Source organism: Ruegeria sp. C10 (assembly GCF_056537805.1).
In genome coordinates this window covers 1,302,430-1,318,426 of sequence record NZ_JBQFSC010000001.1, presented here as the reverse complement: position 1 = coordinate 1,318,426, position 15,997 = coordinate 1,302,430, and the positions used below count along the sequence as shown (strand labels likewise).

The window sequence follows — 15,997 nt, the reverse complement described above, 5'->3', positions numbered from 1 at the left end:
GTTATGGCCGAGCCCAACAACTGCGGTCAGAGTACCTTGCCCGGATTCATAATGTTATCGGGATCCAGCGCTGCTTTGATCGCCGCCATATAATTTGTCGCCGCACCAAGTTCTTTCACCAGATAGGGGCGTTTACCCTGCCCGATTCCGTGTTCTCCGGTACAGGTGCCCTCCATCGCAATTGCAAGATCATTTAGCCAACCGACGAATTCCTCTGCACTTGCGACCTCTTTTGCGTCATCCATGTCGATTAACAGAAGTGTATGGAAATTACCGTCACCAACATGACCCACGATTGGGGCCAGCAAACCCAATTCAGCGGCCTTATCCTGTGCGGAGGTCACACATTCGGCCAAACGCGAGATCGGAACACATACATCCGTAGAAATGCCCCGCGCGCCTGGGCGCAGTTGTAGGCTGGCCCAATACATATCGTGCCGGGCCTGCCACAGCTTGTTGCGCTCTTCGGTTGTCGTGGTGGTGGTGATATCGCTGCCACCAAATTCTTCCGCGATTTGGCCAAAGGTCTCTGCCTGTTCCGCTGCACCGCTGTCCGAACCGTGAAATTCCAGCAGCAGCAGTGGCGTTTCTGGCAAATCCAGTCCCGAATAAGCGTTTGCCGCTTTGACCGACATCTGATCCAGCAATTCGATCCGCGCAACCGGGATACCATACTGAATAGTCATCATCACAGCCTGACAGGCTGCATCCACCGATGGAAACGAACAGCGAGCTGAACTGATGGCCTCGGGGATACCCTGCAATCGCAATGTGATTTCGGTGATTATTCCCAGCGTGCCCTCGGCACCGATTAGCAAGCGGGTCAGATCAAAACCCGCCGAAGATTTGCGCGCACGATGCCCGGTGCGGATCACTTGCCCGTCCGGCATCACGGCCTCAAGACTAAGCACATTGTCTTTCATTGTCCCATAACGCACAGCATTGGTGCCAGACGCGCGTGTCGCGGCCATGCCACCTAGCGACGCATTCGCGCCCGGATCAATCGGGAAGAACAACCCCTGATCCCGCAGATGGGTGTTCAATTCAGCTCGGGTGACACCCGGTTGGACAACGCAATCTAGATCACCGACATTGACCGCCAATATCTTGTTCATCTGACTCAGATCGACGGATATGCCACCAGCAGGAGCGTTTACATGACCTTCGAGTGAGGTGCCTGTTCCGAACGGGATGACTGGCACCTTGTGCTCGGCACAGGTCCTGACGATATCGGCCACTTCTTCGGTTGAATGCGGGAAGACGACTGCGTCCGGACTCTGGTTTTCAATCCACGTTGTCGTGTGCCCGTGCTGCTCGCAGATCGCAGCACCAGATTGCAGCCGGCCTGCGAACCTCTGCTTCAGAATTCCCAGCGCCGTGTCGATCCCGGCCTCGTTTCGCGGCAAAGCGGTTGCCTGAACCATTGCGTTCCCCTTTTCTCAGGCCACAGCCTAAAGCATTGCAGGCACAACCTGATCTGGCGGGCGATGACCGTCTTCGAAGGTCTTGATGTTGATAATGACTTTCTCACCCATCTCGATCCGACCCTCAAGCGTAGCCGAGCCCATATGAGGCAGCAGCACCACATTCGGCAATTGCCGGAGGCGTGGGTTCACATCCGTGCCCTGTTCATAAACATCCAGACCAGCGCCCGCGATCTCACCGGCGCGGATCATGCGTGTCAGGGCGTTCTCATCGACGACTTCACCGCGTGATGTATTCACGATCACGGCCGTGGGTTTCATCAATTTCAAACGCCGCGCATTCATCAAATGAAAGGTCGAAGGGGTCGACGGGCAGTTGATCGAGATGACGTCCATCCGCGCCACCATCTGATCAAGACTATCCCAGTAGGTCGCCTCCAGTTCCTGTTCAATCTCGGGGCGCAACCGGCGGCGGTTGTGATAGTGAACCTGCATTCCAAACGCGCTTGCACGTCGCGCAACGGCCTGCCCTATCCGGCCCATCCCAAGAACACCCAAGCGGCGACCACCGACCCGGCCACCCAGCAAGGCCGTCGGGGCCCAACCGGCCCAATCGCCCTTTTGCATCACACCTAACCCCTCGGGGATACGTCGTGTAACCGCCAGGATCAGAGCCATAGTCATATCTGCAGTATCGTCAGTCAGTACTCCTGGTGTGTTCGAGACAAGGATCCCGCGCTGCCTCGCCGTCGCCACATCAATATTGTCGACACCGGCACCATAATTGGCGATCAGTCGCAATTTCTCACCAGCCTGCCCCAGGATACCGCCATCAATTGTATCGGTTATCGTCGGAACCAGCACATCTGCTGTGTTCACTGCCGCCACCAGCTCTTCGCGAGTCATGGGATCGTCGGTGTCACGCAGTTTTACATCGAAAAGTTCGCTTAGCCGTGTTTCCACCGCTTCGGGCAACCGTCGCGTAACGACAACACTCAGACGTTCTCTTGGCACCTTGACCCTCCTACCGCTTTGCAAACTGCCGCGCGCCATGGCATCGTGGCGCAGGATTACACGGGGCACAAGAACCCCTTGGGCATCGTCTCAACCTTTTTTGCATACGATCCACAGGCATAAGAGCAGACAGGCAGTGAGTGCTAGTTTTTCAGTGAACCGCCATTTTGTGGTGTTGATATCGGTTTTCCTGCTCGTGCTCGGCGCAGTGGCCGTGTCCGCGCAGGAAAAACGCGGTCCAGTGACGAATCTACCGCTTCCACGATATGTCTCGATGAAAGCCGCCGAGGGTAATGTCCGTCGCGGCCCTTCGCTGACTCACCGAATCGATTGGGTGTTCAAACGCCGTGGCATGCCGCTGCAGATCACGGCCGAATATGGAAACTGGCGCAAGGTTCAGGATCGAGACGGTGCCGGGGGTTGGGTGCATTACGCGCTGCTTTCAGGTGTGCGGACAGTCCTTATCGAAGCCGACTTGCTGCCGGTTTACGCGATGCCTGATCCCAAATCGCAGGTGAATGCGCATTTTGAAACCGGCGTCGTCGCCCGGCTTGAAAAATGTTCACCCGATTGGTGCCGCATTTCGGCAGGCGGCTATCGCGGCTGGACCCTGAAAAGCAATCTTTGGGGGGTCGACCCCACCGAGATTCGGGAATGACACGCGTGCGCGACAGCGCCGACTGAGCTACTCCGCGCCTGCAGCGCTGCCGCGTTTGGCCAGTTCCTGATCCAACAACAGCAGGTTCCATCGGTCCCCGCTGGCCGCCTTGGCCTTATCCAGGATCGATGTGAACAGGTCTTCTTCCTCTATCTGTTCGGCCAGGAACCAGTTCAGCATATTCTGTGTGCTGTATTCTTTGACCTCATGCGCCAGCTCAAACAACGCGTTGATCTGGCCCGTCACGGTTTGCTCCTGCGCCAGCGCCTGCTCCAGTACATCAACGGGTGATTCATAGTCCGTTTGCGGTTTTGCGATGCCGTCGAGATTTACCCTCCCACCCCGCTTGGCGATAAAGTCGAATATACGCATTGCATGGGTTTCCTCTTCGGCAGAATGCCCCCGAAACCAACTGGCGAATCCAGGCAGATCCTGCGCCTCAAAATAAGCCGACATCGCCAAGTAGGTGTACGAAGCGTGGAGCTCATTGTTGATCTGCTTATTCAATGCTTCTGCAACTTGCGGGTTCAGTTTCATTGCTCGCTCCTTTTTCGTGCTGGTTAGCGGACTTTATCTAGCTAGGTCCGAAGCCAAAGACATTCAACTGATAAAGGTAATTTTTATCGCTATTAATCAATAATTTAATCCAATTCTTGTGCTATTGAAACGCAGTCGCAGGAACAAGCGTTGTGGCGCATTGCGGATTGTATCTCGCGACCGCAAAACCAAGGATTGCCAGTTGGATTTTCGTTTTAGAGATCTAGATTCGCCTCAAACAATCGCCTGACCCCTACTCGACCATCCCGACGATCCAACCGCCATCAAACTAAATTGCATATCCACATCAAAATTGTCCAAAAAAGCCCTTGAACCCTGAAAGCAACAGTCGTAGATAGCCGCTCACCGTTGGGGTGTAGCCAAGTGGTAAGGCAGCGGTTTTTGGTACCGTGTATCGTAGGTTCGAATCCTACCACCCCAGCCATGATTTCCCGGAAATCACATACCGAGAAGTTGCACGCCGATTATAGCGTGTTTTCAGCGCCTTAAGATCCAGCAATTTCAACTGAGACCCGAGCGTGTGCGCAACAGTGGTCGATTTCCGACCACAGTCCCAGGTCGCGATTCCGACGGTACGAGTTTGGTGTGTTTCGGAGAGGCGGCAGATCAGAGGGCAGAGAAGCGCTTGTGGTGATATGAGCAGATCACCAGGAATCCCGACTTGATCAGGTAGTCCATTGTCAGGCCATCAGTTTGTTCGCCTGAATCGATGGCATCCAGAGCATCAGGCACCAGCATGGCCAGATCGACCACATCCTGCACCCGGCGTTTGGAGCTACCTTCTTCTTGAACGATTTCTGAGAAAGCTCTGCCATCATTGATCATCGCCAACCACCGGCGCGCCTTCACAATCCGGTAGACTGTGCTTTTGTCAGATCCTGATCGCTCAACAATATGTCCTGACTTGCGCATCATCGAAATCGCTGCGCGTGCTGAATGCGGTTGTTAGCCAAAGGCGTTCCGCATCTGCGCAATCGTGGCACCTGCCTTGCGGCACAGCTGTTTCTGTAATTGTTGCTGACGCGTCAGTTTGTTTCGCGCGGATTTGGCAGGCGATTTATTGATTTCTGTATCGGATGAAGTTGTCATTTATGTCTCCACTCTAAGGACACAGGCTGATCCTGCGTCCTGCACTGAGCGGAGCCCGGCTGTTCCGGGCAAATATTGGCGATTTCAGTACCGCTTCCTTACGGACCAAAGTCCAGACAATTTCGGCAGAAAGAGCCACTACCGCCATTAGTCACATTATGAGTTCTAGCTGATGCAGCAAATTGGCCGCCAAACTGCCGTTCGCTGCATTAGCAGCACTGCGCCTCATGAGCGGCGGCTATGCGCGGCAGGCAGACTCTGCAAGTCTGCAATGTCCACCCTCAATCCACAAACGGCGTAGTCCGGTTCAATCGCCGATTTTATCGGCATCTTACCCTTTCGAAGCGGAACTATTTGAATAGATTTTGACGCTCTTTTCGAGGCAATAGTCGCGATACGTTTCGTCAGTATCTGCTCAGTGCCTCTAGTATTATGTTCCGCGTATTGATGTCGTTGTGGAAAATCCTGTCGGCGAGAAACTCGGACGGAAACTCAGGCCATGTCCTGCGCATTTCAGCAACGAGCCGTCGTGCTTCTTCTGAATTTCCTAACTGATCGTGCGCAACGGCTTGAAACAAGAGCGAAGGAGCACTGACTGGCGCTCCAGCAGCTGGCGCTCCCTGAAAGGCTTCAACAACATTTTCGTAGTTCCCGAGCATAAGTTGCGAGACGCCCCAGATGTTTCTCGCACCAAACCTACCGGATCCTGATTTGGGTCTATCCGGGTTGCTAACCTCGGCAGAAAATTCCGGGGCGTTAGCCAAGATGGCGGTGATACCTGCAAGGTCGAGAATATGGCCATCATTCGGCGCCAGTTCGACCGACATCCTTGCGTATTTCAATGCCTCGTTTGGCTGGTCTTTGACAGCCAGCACCCAACCGTTTGCGCTGTTTGCCCACGCGTCGGCCGGGGACAATTGAAGCGCTTTTTCAGACATTTCTGAAGCTTGATTGGAGAAATGATCCCTTTGTGATCCATCCGGCGACAACACCGCCAGGATCGCCAGGACCTGCGCTGATCCGGCATAGCCGTCGGACAGAGCCGGGTCGAGTTCCATCGCGTGCTGGAACATTCCCAGTGCTATCTGCTGACGTTTGACATCAAAAACGGGAAAAAACATGCCTCGGGCTTGGTCTGCAATGTTGGCCGCCTGGAGTCTCGTCAATGATTGTACTCCAAGCGCCACACGTTCTGCTTTCTCGATGGATCGAGTTGTCGGCACAACCTCCCTGTTATCCTGGCTCATCCAGATGCCAAGCACAGCGACTAATGCAACAACACCTAGTCCAGCAGGCAGCAGTTGCCGCGAACGCCAACGGCCAACTGGATTGTCGCTCTTCAGTTCACTTGATGTACGGTCTTCAATTGTAGATTCGTATGAAAACCGCGGCTTGTATCCGCCGGGATCAACAAAAATGCGAACTCCGTTGCCGTCCCAGTGATCTTCGTAGAACTGATGTAAAAGACGACGCAGTCGCCTAGCCTCAACGCGAACCAGGTTTTGACCACCAGTACCATCTATGCGCCGCCCATAGACCTCAACAGCGATAGCTTTGCCTCTAATCTGAGCGCTTCGACCAGATAGAGTTTCCTCGACTATATAGGTGAGAAACTGCGTGAGTCGGGGTGAAGCTTGAAACCCGTCGCTTGATACAATTCGACTCAGAGCTTCCCGGATGAGTTCCGAAGAAGGTTGGCCAACTTGTTGATTTATTGGCAAATCATTTGATTTGTTCAATGTCAACTCACCCCCAACTCACGGTGACTCACTTGGCCTTTATGGTCAACCGCACTCATCTTGATTTGAGAATAGATAGTGGGCGTCGGGATTTTTCCAGTGACGGTGAACCTGATTGAAGAAATCCCGGAACTTTCCGATGTGCTCTCGAGGCGCATCGAAACGGATGCACTACTCGGCGAGGTCATCGAGGACCTGAAGAAAGCATCTGCGTTTTCGAAAGACGCATCGATCACGGCCTCAGAGCGCGCCGAATGGGCCCACATCAAATCTGAACTCATCAACGAGCTTCGCCGGATGTTGAAGCGCAACCTGTGAGATACTCTAACTGAGGACCAATCCATGACCAAGGAAGACAATAGAAAAGACCAGGACGACAAACAGGTTCAGGCGTCAGATCAAATTGAAGACCCGTCGCGGCGGAGTGTTCTAAAGGGCTTGGCCACTGGAGCGGCTGCCACAGGGGCAGCTGGGTTTGCGGCAGGAACTGCCGAGGCCCACGAAGGAGGCGGCCCTCTAGGAGAAACACTCAAGAACCCATATGGTGGTCGACCCGCAGGTGGCATATCATTGCCGGAGTACTTCCGTCCGACGAAGTACATGACGGGTTCAAATGCGAACTATTTCCCACTGAGTGAGGAATTAGGGCCAGATGAGATGCGCATCTCATTCTGCGGCTCAACACCATATCCGCCGCGCGAAGATCAGGCGGGTACTTGTATCATGGTGGAGTTGGGGAATGGAAAACGGTTCTTCTTCGACTTTGGGTCCGGTTGTGTCCGCAACATCATTGCGATGCAAGTGCCTGGGCAGTTGATCAACGACATCTTCATCTCTCACCTGCATGTCGACCATTATGCCGACATTCCGTATATTTACCCCTTCCGTGCCTGGTCGGGTGGCTACACGCCACTACGCATCCATGGGCCGTCAGGTCGAACGCCCGAGCTTGGCACAGCCGGAATGGTCAAAGGCATGCAACAGATGCTCAAATGGCATCTGGAGGCCTTTGATGTTTTCCCGATTGGGGACGGCTACGAGATCGAAGTCAATGAATTCGATTTCCGCCAAGAAGGTGGTATTGTTTATGACGAAGACGGGGTGACTGTTCGGTCTTGGCCGCGAAGTCATGCCAAGGACGGTGCGGTTGGTTATCGGCTCGATTGGAATGGTCTGAGCTTTGTATGGACCGGCGATGGTCGCCCGGATGAGCTTTCACGAAAATACGGCGAAGGCGTTGATGTCTTTGTAACCGAAATGTCGGGGCAGGATATTGGTCAGTTGATGACCTACAAATACGGTATCCCACAAGATCTCTTTAACTACACTATCGATACGCATCACACCTCCCACTATGCCGTGGGTAAGCTCTTTGCTGACACAAAGCCGCGTTTGGGAATGGTGACACACTATACCCAGGATGAAGACATCGACGCTGAAATGCTGGCTGGTATTCGCGCCCACTATGACGGTCTGTTCCAATGGGGTCTCGATGTAGCCGTTGTGAACGTGACCAAGGATGCAATCTGGTACAGGAAAGCTGCACTGCCCGGAAAATCCGGTACAGTGCCACCATTTCGTGAACTGGCTGCGGCGGCCGAGGCCGGGCGTATTGAGCTTCCGGATGAAATCACATTACCGAACCCAAGACTCACTCGCGCAGACCAGCAAGACCAGAAGTATCGAGATATGGAGATCGATCCACGCGAATACTACCCAACTGACGTTTTCCGAGCACCCGGCGGGGACTGGCCGCAAGACTTTACCATCAGAGTTTCGGATGTAATCGGCTCGCGTGATGAAGACTGAGAGGAGATCGAACAATGATTGAATTTGGTTCGACTTCTGCGATCCCCGTAACGATCCTTACCGGCTTTCTAGGAGCCGGTAAGACAACGCTTCTGAACCGCATCCTCACCGGCAATCACGGATTACGAGTGGCAGTCTTGGTGAATGACTTTGGATCCATCAACGTCGATGCTGATCTCGTTGTTGGCCTTGAAGATGATGTGATGAGTTTAGCGAATGGTTGCGTTTGCTGCTCAATACGAGATGACCTGATCGAAACAGTGGAAGCCGTTCTCGCCCGGCCTGAGAAACCGGAATACATCGTCCTTGAAGCAAGCGGCGTGTCGGACCCATCGTCAATCGCGATGACGTTTACGGATCAACGGTTCCGGGACATGATCCGCTTAGACAGCCTCATGTGTCTTGTCGATGCGGAACAGTTATTTGCCGCGCCGGAACAAATGGAACTGAAGCTTCGTCAAATTGCGTTCTCGGACATGGTTATTTTGAACAAGGTTGATCTTGTCGACAGGGCCACAGTTCAGAAGGTGCACGACTGGCTTGGCTCTCGCTTCCGTCGGTATCGTCTGGTCGAAGCTGTCAACGCGGATGTCCCGCTGGATATACTTCTTTCAGTTGGTCGCTTTGCCGCCGAACAGCTCGAAACCGAAATACCCGATCATCACGAACATGGGCCAGATTGTGGTTGCCACCACTCTGATCACTCAGACAGCTTTTCTACGACCATGATGAAAGCTGAACGCCCAATAAGCCTGTCTTCCCTCCGGAGTGCAATTCGGAAGCTTCCGGGCGACGTTTATCGCCTCAAGGGTTTTGTTTTCAGCGAGGAGGATCCAGATCATCGCATTCTTGTTCAGGTGGTTGGAAAACGAATGGACATCTCACGGGATGGTGCTTGGGGTGACCGCAAACCCGAAACAAGGCTTGTCGCAATAGGCGCACCGGGGGCGCTCTCCGAGGATGTGCTTTCGGACACGCTTATGGAGACAGTCTGAAAGCCAGGTTCGATCAAGTATTTGGGCTATAAGTCAACCGTGCTGGATAATTTCATCTAGTTCGGCGGGGGCGTACTGTGATGGGCCGTTGACGTCTATTGGCAACCTGGTGATCTCAAGTGCAAGCCATCCGTTAGAAACGGGCCAGCCAAAAGGAGACCGCCAATGAAACTAAGGTTGCTACGCTACTCCATACTTGCCGGGGTTGGTGCCCTTTCTAGTACTGCGTGGGCAGAGTCCCAGGAAGAAGAACTAGCAAAGCAACTTGCTAACCCAGTGGCTGCTCTCATTAGTGTGCCATTCCAGCTGAATTATGATCAGAATTTGGGTGCCGACGGAATTGGTTCGCGTTGGATATTGAACGTACAACCGGTTATTCCCTTTGAGCTTACGGACGATTGGAACCTCATATCCCGAACAATTCTCCCAATTGCCTCTATAGATGGTAGCTTTCCGGGTTCTGGATCCGAGAATGGGCTAGGAGATACTGTTCAAAGCTTATTTCTTTCGCCCAAAAAACCAAGTGCGGGCGGTTGGATCTGGGGGGCTGGACCTGTTTTTCTGCTGCCAACGTCGACAGATAACAGCTTAGGTCTCGGAGCGTGGGGTGCAGGAGTTACCGGCGTGGCACTCAAACAGCAGGGTCCGTGGACATATGGTGGCCTGACAAATCACATCTGGGACATTGATGGTGATACCGACATCAGTCAGACGTTCTTACAGCCATTTATTTCCTACACAAATTCGAACGCGTGGACGTTCACTATTAACACTGAGTCCACCTACGATTGGGAAAACAAACAATGGTCTGTGCCAATCAACAGTGTTGTCACCAAAGTTACCCAACTCGGGGATCAACTTATCAGCGTAGGCGGGGGGATACGCTATTCGGCCGACGGCCCCGATAGTGGGCCCGAAGGTTGGGGCGTGAGACTTGTAGCTACCTTACTGTTTCCCAAATAGTTGAACCTTTCCTCAAAGAATATCGCTTACCGGATGCAGGCATTGGACGGATGAAAGCGAACGGCAGATTGTCCGCATCTTGGAAGTCACCATGCCTGGATTTGAATGTCCGCTTTGGGCTGCAGGCCTGTCTAATGCGTCCGCAGCGCTGAACCGTTGTAGCAATGGCCGGTAAGGGCTCTCTCTCGCCGTTCTCTGCGGTGGGCATTAATTTGAAGTAACAGCCCTCACCTGCCTTTGATTCCACCTCTGCCATTCGTTCATGCAGCATGCCACAACCGCGCATTCCTGACGTTCACAATCCAGTGTTAGGTGGCAGGTGAGCGGACCAAAGCTGCCGTTCAGCTCGAATCAGCGGGCCCACGAATTTGGCTCCAAGCCGACATCCATAAATGACCTCAAATGCTGCGACCGTAGCCCACTTTGCTGTTATGCATTGCGATGGTGGGAATGCTTCTTCTACGAGCGACTGCAACGCGAACGAACTGCCGTGAATGTCGCGCAGGAACTCATTTCACCCGTAGGATTTGGTGAAACGGCTCTATCTTCTTTTGATTGGTTTAAGCCGTTGAATTCGAAGACCCATACGATTGCGCATGGTCTTGATGGTGTGACGTTTATCTACATCGCATCAAATGAAGTCTGGACGCTGACTCTTTTCCCGACGATGAAGTACGAGTTGTCTACGCACGGTTCCGAAAACCTAGAAGATCACGGAAGTTGTATTCGGGATGGAGAGTAACTTACGTCACGTTTCAAAACAGATCGATGGTGCGCCCAATCCGATAGCATAGATTTAGCCGTAGCCTCCATTTCGGCTACGGCTAATATAGTTCTTAAGCCATGCACCAAGTGATAATGCGCCTGCCGTACAGCTTTAGGCGGCCGACTTAACTCTTGTGGTTGGTTAGTAAGCCGGCCGCCACAAACCAACCGCGGAAAACCGACGCCACTCCAACGTCCGTTTCTGTACCACGCTTGAGGATCGTGAAATCCATGGCTGTTTGTTTCGAGAGGGTAAGAAACAAAGCGAGAAAAACGCTACCGCTACTTTTTTTCATACCATTTTCAGAAAGAACAAAATTTTTTTACATTTTCCCAACGCAATCGTGAGGTCAATTACCAGGATGGTGTGGATGCCAGAATGTGGTTCTGCAATTACCTTTTCATCACCAATGCAAGCTTCAACAAAAACTGCCGATTCTGGTAGATTTCCACAGACACCCGTCATCAAGTTGTCAAGGATCACGACAGAGTCGCCTTGGTCCAGAAACTCCCAGGCGATATGGCTCTCGACGTAGCCAGCGTCTCCGGTGATGAGAACAGTCACGAAGCAACCACGGATTGTCCAATGCGGTCAGGCCGACATACTGCTCGGACAAACCGTGGCAACTCAATTTCCGGCCTATCCATAGTCACATAATCGACGGCGTAATCTGCAGCGGCTTTAGAGCGCATTTCGTATTGATCGGATGCTTGAAGAATATATGCAGCTGCTTCGGCCGCAGTATTTACTCGTTCAAGATCCGGGAAGACTGACTCGGGAGCCCCAAAAGGTGCCATCATGGGCCAATTCCGTAGAACCGGTATAGCACCAGTAAGCATGCCTTCGACGAGACTCTCATGACTACCTTCTCTTTGGCTCGTAGATAAAACAAAGCCGATCGACCGGTACCAACTAGCAATGTCGTTTGTATACCCTTCAACTGAAACGCTATCTCCAAACTCAGAAAGTCTTTTCTTGAAATTGAGTTGATATTGCGCTTCAGAGTCCGATACATCGCTACCCCAAGGCTTTCCAACGAAACGAAGCCTCCAGGATGGATCATGCACCTGAAGTTCTTTGAGTATGTCGAGAGCGAATATTGGGTCCTTGTTTGCGGAAGCGTATTGCGTCATACCCAGGGTCTTTTTTGATAACGTCTCGCGCGTTATAAAGTTGAAATTCGACACATCTCTAATATTGGGAATGACATTTGTAACGGTGTCCAAAAGAGCCTTCTCACCCACCAGCGCAGTCAACACCTTACGAATTTGTGGCGCAATGAATACTAACCCATTGATCCTGCGAAAGTTCGCGATCAGAGGGTATGCCGTAAATGCTTCGTAGCTGTGTAAACGAACTATCAGCGGCTTTTCTTCCTGCAAATAGTGACTCATCCAGACAGCGCCCTCCGTCAGCCACTCACAAAAAACGATATCAGCCCAACCAACAAGGTCACTCGCTAACGGATTGCGGTCTGCCAGCGCTTCGCGGATAGCGGTCGCAGAGGGTCGCCCGGCGATGCTCTTTGTTTGGTACGAAATACCCAGTTTGCGATCCGTATTGGGAAACGCCTGCCTGATAATTCCAAAATCGAGGTAACGCACTTCAAATCCATCGTCCTCGAGTGCCTTCGCAGCCAGCGGAAAAAAGTTCCAGTTGTCAGAGACGACCAACACCTTTTTGCACTCGACGGGGGAACTAACATGCGCGCCGCCAACCTGCCCTGCCCTTATAAGGTCCTGCAATTCAATAGGGAAAGAAGCAACGGCGGGATCACCTTCCTGCACGGTTTGTATAAACCTCTGAAAAACTTCGGGAACCAGAAGAGGATGTCCACCCTTGTAAGGTACCCCGAACTTCAGTTCGTGCACCAACCACATATTGAATACACTTCGGCGAGAATTTGCCTCTTCGGCCACACCAAATTGGTCCAACAACTGAATGAACTTTTGGAAATGGCTACGATCCTCGAACGCATTACTCAACACGCCGATCACTGCAAAAGACAGTACCTTGCGGCGGCGGCGCGATTTCAAACGCGAAAGAGCGTCCAGCGACTGTTCGGCATCAAGTTGCAATGCCTTGACCACGGCCAGTGCTTCGAACGTTGCATCAGAACACAACCTGCGGGTCTCAAGTTTCCGTTCGACTTCGTGAACAAGGTCTATTTCCGCTTCTGCAACTAAGTCTGCCTTTCCTGCTCGAACGTCCGCGGCCTTTGCTTTAGCAAGAAGCTGCGCGCCATTCCTCAGCGCTGGATTACAATTCAACGCCTTCAAAATCGTCCCCGACGCTGAACGAAAGTTCTTCTTCTCGAGAGCGTGTTTTGCCGCAGAACGAAGTTTACGTGCTTCGACGTACTTTCTTGGGTGTGTCAGTCGAAAGATTATAGCATGCAATGATGAACTAAGGTGAAGACTGAAGGGCAATTCGAACCACCGATCTGGATTGTATCAATAGATACGCAGAACTATTCTAGGAAAGCGCATCAGTGCAACCGGCGATCCCCTTTATTCAACTGCTATGCCGCATAGTTGCCATACCATTCTAACGCAGCGTTGTTGAACTCAGAACTTCAATCGTATCAGAGGCACACGTTCAAGACGCAATCGTTTCCAACCAGTACAATCCCCGGCACATGACGTTGCTATACAACGACTTGGACACACAATTTAAACCACCGGCTTTTAACTTGAGACAAATCTGGCAGCCCTAAAGTGGTTCCAGCATTCTTCTGGTGAGAAGAGAGCGTAGATCTCTGAGAAGGCGTCGAACATTTCAGTGAATGTCCTTGCTTCAACGCGATCTGGCTTGGCCGAGACAGCTGGCGGGTGGCGGGTAGACCAGTCGTAGCGTTGTCCCCTTGTCCGTGTGTAGCGTCGCTCGGTGGCCACCAGCGTCTTCTATTGTACTTGAAGCCAAACTTGCTCGGAAACCTGTCATCGCATTAGGGTGTGATTGCACACCGGTCGTATATGCCAGTACATTGGCTAGTTCAGGCATGGTTGTGTCTTCGTCTTGCTCAATCCGTTCGATAAGAAATGAGCGCTGGGGATCAAGCATGCTTTCACTGCAAGGTCGACCCTGCGGCGCGGCCTTCAATCGTCCATTTCGTCGGACCGTAAACCTTGTGCGTGCGCCGGTTGCAGGCGAAAGTTACAACCACAACGCCGTCGCGCTCCCGCATAACCATTCTTCAATCAACTTTCGAAGCCGCGACCGAAACGCATCTGGCAATGGTGCTGTTATGATCCATCCTCTCATAAACGATGAATTACAATTCAGTTCTCATGGGAATCCCGGCGCTTCAGTTTTTCGATAGGACGCTCTAGCGATGTTATTCCACACGACAAAGCCATAAGTGCGCCGATCTTATTCACGGTGTCGCAACAACGGGAACAAATTGAACGGCGTCTATCCAACAAAAAGAAAGCTAAGTGCATGACCCCGCTGATCGCGACTACATAAAAGTCTTCATCGTCAAATCTAATCCCTACGCAAAAATCCATCAGGTGCAACGGTCACCTGCAGTTTAGTCGCCATATCGCGATCTATGGTGAAATCGGGATTGTCCTTTAACCAGCTGTGCAGAGCCGTTTTGGGGTTGTTCCCAACATCCCAAAGGCGGTCTTCAAAGAACCCCGGCGGCATGTCTTCCACAAAGCTATCAAGAACCAGACAATAGCAACCTGAGGTAACCAAAGGCCCATATGCCTCTAGTTCGGCGACAACATGGTCGTGGGTATGCATCGAATCGAGACAAACCATGACTCTTTTTGCGTCGCCCACAGCATCCTTGGCACGCGCGATAGTGTCTGGCGCAGTCGAGGATCCCTCGATCATAGTGATCCGGGAGGCCATCGGATGGCGTTCCATCGCGACTTTGTTGTGTGCACGAATATCGATGTCAATGCCGACGACGCGTCGCCTCGGATTAGCCGGATCAAGCAAATCTCCGCTTTCCACAGCGTCAGCATAGTCGAGCATGGCCAGCAATGATGCGGACAAAATCAAAGAGCCACCATGGGCGATGCCCGTCTCAAGAATGACATCGGATTTTATCTCCCATACTATCTCTTGCAAGGCGACTATATCCTGCGGATATTGGATAATTGGCCGCCCCATCCAATCGAAATTGTAAACCTAACGCCGCTGCATGCTTTCGCGCCGCCAATCCTGGGACAAATGCTGAAAACTTGCATCATTTCGAAAGTCCAGAAGAGATGTGAGCCTCCCCAACTGAACTGGTCCACCGATATGTTTAGGAAACGGATGAATGAGAATGGCAAACTAGCGACCGAAGCTAGAAGAGATTGTCTCGTGGTTGCGGCAGGTTGAAGTTCTTATGGGGCAAGGCATGTCCCGTCTTGATGCGATCAGACTGATCGGGGTTGTTGAACAAACCTATTACTGCTGGAGAAAGAAGTACGGTGGAATGGGCGTAGATCAGTTGAAGGAACTGAAACGGCGTTAGAAAGAGACCGAGCGGCTGAAACACGCGGTTTCAGATTTGACTTTGGACAAATTGTTCCTGACGGAAGCCTCAAAGGGAAACTCTTGAGCCCCGCTCGTCGTCGCCCCCATCCGCGATCACGCATTCTTTGAGCAGGCGCAATTCCAAGGCCTATTCAGCAAAAAACTTTCTTTAGATCACGGGCTTCCCGTCTCAGATCCTTTACTTGGGTGGTAGTCGCCGCGCGGGCCGTATCACCTGCCACGCGTTTCTTGCCGGATTCCAGGAATTCCTTGGACCAGCTGTAGTAGAGGCTCTGTGCAATGCTTTCACAGCGGCAAAACTCGGCATGCTATCCTCACCCTTCCGGTCATCCGGAACGGCCTGATATTTTCCTCTGCGGAATACTGTTTGCGGGTCGCACGGGGAATGTCCTTTACGACCTTCTCACCGTGGCTCTGCTTGGTTCCGGGTTGCTTTCTCATCTCCACTCCTTGGCGGTTACGATGAGCCAGAAACCCTCTCTTAT

At 52.4% G+C, this 15,997-nt stretch carries 13 protein-coding genes, 1 tRNA gene and 3 pseudogenes; 7 read left to right on the top strand and 10 right to left on the bottom strand.

What is annotated here, in order from left to right:
• Window positions 1-26 precede the first annotated feature (26 nt).
• Complete coding sequence (locus ACR0DE_RS06285; RefSeq protein ID WP_480752326.1) at window positions 27-1,424, bottom strand: FAD-binding oxidoreductase; 1,398 nt, start codon at window positions 1,422-1,424, stop codon at window positions 27-29.
• Window positions 1,425-1,451: 27 nt separating this feature from the next.
• Entirely contained in the window at window positions 1,452-2,438 is a 987-nt protein-coding gene (locus ACR0DE_RS06280) for a 2-hydroxyacid dehydrogenase (RefSeq protein ID WP_170392503.1), read from the bottom strand.
• A gap of 169 nt (window positions 2,439-2,607) precedes the next feature.
• Here ACR0DE_RS06280 and ACR0DE_RS06275 point away from each other — a divergent pair, with 169 nt between their 5' ends.
• Window positions 2,608-3,096, top strand: coding sequence for an SH3 domain-containing protein (locus ACR0DE_RS06275; protein WP_480503753.1), 489 nt, complete (start codon window positions 2,608-2,610; stop codon window positions 3,094-3,096).
• A 27-nt stretch (window positions 3,097-3,123) separates the two neighbouring features.
• On the opposite strand, the gene ACR0DE_RS06270 is transcribed toward ACR0DE_RS06275, so the two are convergent.
• On the bottom strand, window positions 3,124-3,633 hold the full coding sequence (locus ACR0DE_RS06270; protein WP_170401952.1) for a ferritin: 510 nt from the start codon (window positions 3,631-3,633) through the stop codon (window positions 3,124-3,126).
• Window positions 3,634-4,003: 370 nt separating this feature from the next.
• On the opposite strand from ACR0DE_RS06270, the gene ACR0DE_RS06265 reads away from it, so the two are divergent.
• Window positions 4,004-4,078: transfer RNA gene (locus ACR0DE_RS06265), tRNA-Gln, on the top strand.
• Window positions 4,079-4,260: 182 nt separating this feature from the next.
• Here ACR0DE_RS06265 and ACR0DE_RS06260 read toward each other — a convergent pair.
• The 3 genes from ACR0DE_RS06260 to ACR0DE_RS06250 all read right to left on the bottom strand — a co-directional run bounded on the left by ACR0DE_RS06260 (window position 4,261) and on the right by ACR0DE_RS06250 (window position 6,482).
• Entirely contained in the window at window positions 4,261-4,479 is a 219-nt protein-coding gene (locus ACR0DE_RS06260; protein WP_480752325.1) for a hypothetical protein, read from the bottom strand.
• 120 nt (window positions 4,480-4,599) lie between these two features.
• Window positions 4,600-4,743 carry a hypothetical protein gene (locus ACR0DE_RS06255; RefSeq protein ID WP_170392506.1) on the bottom strand — a complete coding sequence of 48 codons (144 nt, stop codon included), beginning with the start codon at window positions 4,741-4,743 and terminating at the stop codon, window positions 4,600-4,602.
• Window positions 4,744-5,147: 404 nt separating this feature from the next.
• Complete coding sequence (locus tag ACR0DE_RS06250; protein WP_480752324.1) at window positions 5,148-6,482, bottom strand: tetratricopeptide repeat protein; 1,335 nt, start codon at window positions 6,480-6,482, stop codon at window positions 5,148-5,150.
• Window positions 6,483-6,581: 99 nt separating this feature from the next.
• Between ACR0DE_RS06250 and ACR0DE_RS06245 the strand changes: the two genes are divergently transcribed.
• The 4 genes from ACR0DE_RS06245 (at window position 6,582) to ACR0DE_RS06230 (ending at window position 10,249) form a co-directional block, all read left to right on the top strand.
• Complete coding sequence (locus tag ACR0DE_RS06245) at window positions 6,582-6,800, top strand: hypothetical protein (protein WP_480752323.1); 219 nt, start codon at window positions 6,582-6,584, stop codon at window positions 6,798-6,800.
• A gap of 24 nt (window positions 6,801-6,824) precedes the next feature.
• The gene (gene gntH, locus ACR0DE_RS06240; protein ID WP_480752322.1) at window positions 6,825-8,291 is read left to right on the top strand and encodes a guanitoxin biosynthesis MBL fold metallo-hydrolase GntH; all 1,467 of its coding nucleotides are present in this window, start codon (window positions 6,825-6,827) and stop codon (window positions 8,289-8,291) included.
• Between the two features lie 14 nt (window positions 8,292-8,305).
• Window positions 8,306-9,286 carry a CobW family GTP-binding protein gene (locus ACR0DE_RS06235; protein WP_170392509.1) on the top strand — a complete coding sequence of 327 codons (981 nt, stop codon included), beginning with the start codon at window positions 8,306-8,308 and terminating at the stop codon, window positions 9,284-9,286.
• Window positions 9,287-9,451: 165 nt separating this feature from the next.
• Window positions 9,452-10,249, top strand: a complete 798-nt coding sequence (locus ACR0DE_RS06230) for a transporter family protein (RefSeq protein ID WP_170392510.1) — start codon at window positions 9,452-9,454, stop codon at window positions 10,247-10,249.
• A 1,057-nt stretch (window positions 10,250-11,306) separates the two neighbouring features.
• Here ACR0DE_RS06230 and ACR0DE_RS06225 read toward each other — a convergent pair.
• The 3 genes and pseudogenes from ACR0DE_RS06225 to ACR0DE_RS06215 all read right to left on the bottom strand — a co-directional run.
• The gene (locus ACR0DE_RS06225) at window positions 11,307-11,579 is read right to left on the bottom strand and encodes an NAD-dependent epimerase/dehydratase family protein (protein ID WP_480752321.1); all 273 of its coding nucleotides are present in this window, start codon (window positions 11,577-11,579) and stop codon (window positions 11,307-11,309) included.
• Window positions 11,576-13,294, bottom strand: a complete 1,719-nt coding sequence (locus ACR0DE_RS06220; protein WP_480752320.1) for a glycosyltransferase family protein — start codon at window positions 13,292-13,294, stop codon at window positions 11,576-11,578. Before ACR0DE_RS06220 ends, ACR0DE_RS06225 begins: the two co-directional genes overlap by 4 nt.
• A gap of 1,207 nt (window positions 13,295-14,501) precedes the next feature.
• A pseudogene (locus ACR0DE_RS06215) lies at window positions 14,502-15,146 on the bottom strand (cephalosporin hydroxylase family protein); the annotation flags it as partial.
• Window positions 15,147-15,327: 181 nt separating this feature from the next.
• Between ACR0DE_RS06215 and ACR0DE_RS06210 the strand changes: the two are divergent.
• Window positions 15,328-15,593, top strand: a pseudogene (locus ACR0DE_RS06210) (transposase); the annotation flags it as partial.
• Window positions 15,594-15,652: 59 nt separating this feature from the next.
• Here ACR0DE_RS06210 and ACR0DE_RS06205 read toward each other — a convergent pair.
• A pseudogene (locus ACR0DE_RS06205) lies at window positions 15,653-15,953 on the bottom strand (transposase); the annotation flags it as partial.
• Window positions 15,954-15,997 lie beyond the last annotated feature (44 nt).

Bases quoted from the DNA above. Each gene is read 5' to 3' on its own strand.
- ACR0DE_RS06285 (WP_480752326.1), bottom strand. From the start codon at position 1,424: ATGGTTCAGGCAACCGCTTTGCCGCGAAACGAGGCCGGGATCGACACG.
- ACR0DE_RS06270 (WP_170401952.1), bottom strand. From the start codon at position 3,633: ATGAAACTGAACCCGCAAGTTGCAGAAGCATTGAATAAGCAGATCAAC.
- ACR0DE_RS06260 (WP_480752325.1), bottom strand. From the start codon at position 4,479: ATGATCAATGATGGCAGAGCTTTCTCAGAAATCGTTCAAGAAGAAGGT.
- ACR0DE_RS06255 (WP_170392506.1), bottom strand. From the start codon at position 4,743: ATGACAACTTCATCCGATACAGAAATCAATAAATCGCCTGCCAAATCC.
- gntH (WP_480752322.1), top strand. From the start codon at position 6,825: ATGACCAAGGAAGACAATAGAAAAGACCAGGACGACAAACAGGTTCAG.
- ACR0DE_RS06235 (WP_170392509.1), top strand. From the start codon at position 8,306: ATGATTGAATTTGGTTCGACTTCTGCGATCCCCGTAACGATCCTTACC.
- ACR0DE_RS06230 (WP_170392510.1), top strand. From the start codon at position 9,452: ATGAAACTAAGGTTGCTACGCTACTCCATACTTGCCGGGGTTGGTGCC.